The organism is Neochlamydia sp. TUME1 (genome assembly GCF_000813645.1).
Taxonomy (GTDB): Bacteria; Chlamydiota; Chlamydiia; order Chlamydiales; family Parachlamydiaceae; genus Neochlamydia.
This window is the reverse complement of record NZ_JRXI01000045.1, coordinates 1-2624: the sequence shown is the minus strand read 5'-3', so window position 1 is coordinate 2624 and position 2624 is coordinate 1. Positions and strand designations below refer to the sequence as shown.

The 2624-nt window shown below is 35.4% G+C and carries 2 protein-coding genes; both read right to left on the bottom strand.

The window, feature by feature from the left end; all coding sequences use genetic code 11:
- Nucleotides 1-469: 469 nt before the first annotated feature.
- Nucleotides 470-1030 (bottom strand): LPS assembly lipoprotein LptE, encoded by a 561-nt coding sequence (lptE, locus tag DB41_RS02005; RefSeq protein ID WP_039383758.1) that lies wholly within the window; start codon nucleotides 1028-1030, stop codon nucleotides 470-472.
- Between the two features lie 6 nt (nucleotides 1031-1036).
- On the bottom strand, nucleotides 1037-2062 hold the full coding sequence (gene bamD / locus DB41_RS02000; protein ID WP_080502355.1) for an outer membrane protein assembly factor BamD: 1026 nt from the start codon (nucleotides 2060-2062) through the stop codon (nucleotides 1037-1039).
- Nucleotides 2063-2624 lie beyond the last annotated feature (562 nt).

The following is a 2624-nucleotide window of genomic DNA, read 5'->3' as shown; positions in this document are numbered from 1 at the left end:
GCCTTTTTGAAGAAGACGATCTAATCGCCCCAATTGTGCAATGGTTCGGTGTTTAACTTTTCCATTCTCTCGGAAAGTTTTTACTAAACTAAGATAAACAAAATTTTTTGAGCGAGTCTTCTTGATAAACATACTCATATTTTATATTTTTTTGATTTATTTTCAAACAAATATATGAAATAGTTGCCACTACAGAATCTTATTAAAAACTTATCTTTTTGAAAATAAACTACTTATAAAATAGAGGTGCCAAACTCAGGAGCCCTCTATTTTTGTATCCAAGTTAAAATATCGGCTAAAAGATAAAAAAGCCTTTTTCAATCGTTTATCTAAGATTAGCTAAATATCTAATTAGCCTTTCCTAAAACCTTGCAGGCTACTGACCTTATTATAGGAAAAAGTTAAAAAATTAGTTTACGTAATGACTTGCAGTCTAGGAAAAATTTGTAAAAAAAATTTCTTAACTTTTCTATTCGCTATTGATGATAAAGTCGATAATTTTCTGAGATAATTGATCATACAAGGGTGAATGAGCAGCCTCGTAAGCTTCGTCGTAATTCGTTAGCTGGCCTAAAGAAAAGACATTGATCCCATCACGCGTTTTTTCATATTCATGATCAAACTCAATTGAAGCCATCACCTTAGCAGGCCCCCATAGCGATTTTCCCTTCATATTATCTACTAAGGTTACTTGGGCTATTGCTATTAACCGCGTTTCAGTAGGAATAATAGAATGTCTTAATTTCCCGCTATTTTTACGTTCATAATGGTAGCCCACATTTTCATTTTCAATGGGTAGTAAGTCCACTAGTAGGGTAAGATCGCCTCCCCAGTTTTGATATTGCAAACCTGTTTGCGTGGAAACTAATTTTATTAAATTAGCAGTCAATTGACCTTTTGCATCATTTTTAACATACGGAATACAGATGGTTTGATATGAAGATAAAACTTCCTCCGGCCCGGCATGATAACCACAGGAAGTCATAAGAAAAAAAGGAGTAAAAAAGATCCATAAATAGCAACGTGTCATGAATGATTAACTATTCTTATCTTTTTTACCTGAAGGCACCGGAAAAACAAGAGGAGCTAAAGCTCTAGCATCATGAGAAAAGCCCATTTGCTCTAGCCTATCTCTGCAACGCTGGGCCACTAGAGTATCTGGAAAATTCTTAATCGCGTTACTATAATAAATAAGCGAAGCACGTGGTTGCTTAATCTTTTCATAATATCTAGCTGTTTCATAAAGAGCTGTTGCATAACACTCTTTTATTTGCTGAACATTTTGCCTAACTTCGTCTATCCGCTCATCTTTAGGAAATTCGTGGATAAATTTCTTTGCATTAAGCTCTGCAAAAGCTAAAACATCAGGATTTTGCGGCTCATTTTGGCATAAATCATAGTAGATACAGCTTATATTAACATAGCTAGTAGGCGTTAATTCATTTTTAGGAAAACGTGAGCATAAAAGCTGAAAGGATTCAATACTTAAGCGATATTCACGCTTTTCCCAAAGGAGACACCCTTTAGCATATAAAGCCTGAGCTGCCATTTCATGACTGGGCATGGCGGTAATCACTTCATCATAAATTGCTAGGGCAAGACTTTTGCCTGTCGACCATTTTGGAAGCTGTTTTGTACCTAATAGACGTCGCTTGGCGCCGCCACGTAGCTGTTCTGCAATAGCATATTTATACTCAATTGCTTCAAGGAAATATGGAGGATTGTTTTGGCATTTAAGATAGGCAGAAAAAGCCTTATTAGCAAAATCGTATTCTTTCAGATTAAATTCAGCTATCCCTAAATAATATAAAGACTGCTGACCATAAGGATTGTTAGGGAAGTTATTAGAAACAATAGCAAATTGACGAGAAGCCTCCTGCCAATCTCCATTATTCATCGCTGTTTGCCCCAAAGAAAAGTGTTGATCTGGCTGCAAAGTGGCTAGCTTGTCTACATCAACAATTCGTCCATTTTTAATTGTATAAGCTGCTTCTAAATAAGGACTACTTAAGTAGCAAAATGTAAAAAATACCAAGCGAATGTAGATGCTTAAATGTCTCATTATACTCTCCTTAAACAAAGCAAGAAGTTTAAACCATGTCAAATAAAAGGTAAAGGCGATTTACCATAGACGCAAAGAGAAGACTAAAAAAATAATAAAGCGCAGAAATATAGCAATTTAGGATCAGTTACTAAACAGTTTGAGGAGCTTTTTCTTTAATCTTATATGCTTAAAAAAAACTATATCTGCATACCCAACCCTCTGGTACATGTCTCTCTGCTTAACGAAAGGGATTTTATAAAGTATGGAGGTACATAAGGAGTAGCTCAAAAGCGTATTATAATTATTTTAAGCTTTATTCCGTAAATGATCGAATAGCTTGTCTTAAGGCACAGCCTATACTAAGCTTATTACCTGTTACTACCCCTAGTCCTTTGGACATGTTAGACTTTTTCATAACCAAAATTTTGATGGATAGTTCTGCTTACTAGTAGGCTACTTTCCTAGAGCAAAAAAATTTTCAAAGCTTCTTTCAAAGGGATACAGCGCCGTTTCGGCAAGCGATCTTTTATGAGCGCTGCAAGGCTTCTTTTAAAGCTACCTTAACTTATCATCTCTACCT

Coding starts and splice junctions, on each gene's coding strand:
- lptE (WP_039383758.1), bottom strand. CDS start 1,030: ATGACACGTTGCTATTTATGGATCTTTTTTACTCCTTTTTTTCTTATG.
- bamD (WP_080502355.1), bottom strand. CDS start 2,062: ATGAGACATTTAAGCATCTACATTCGCTTGGTATTTTTTACATTTTGC.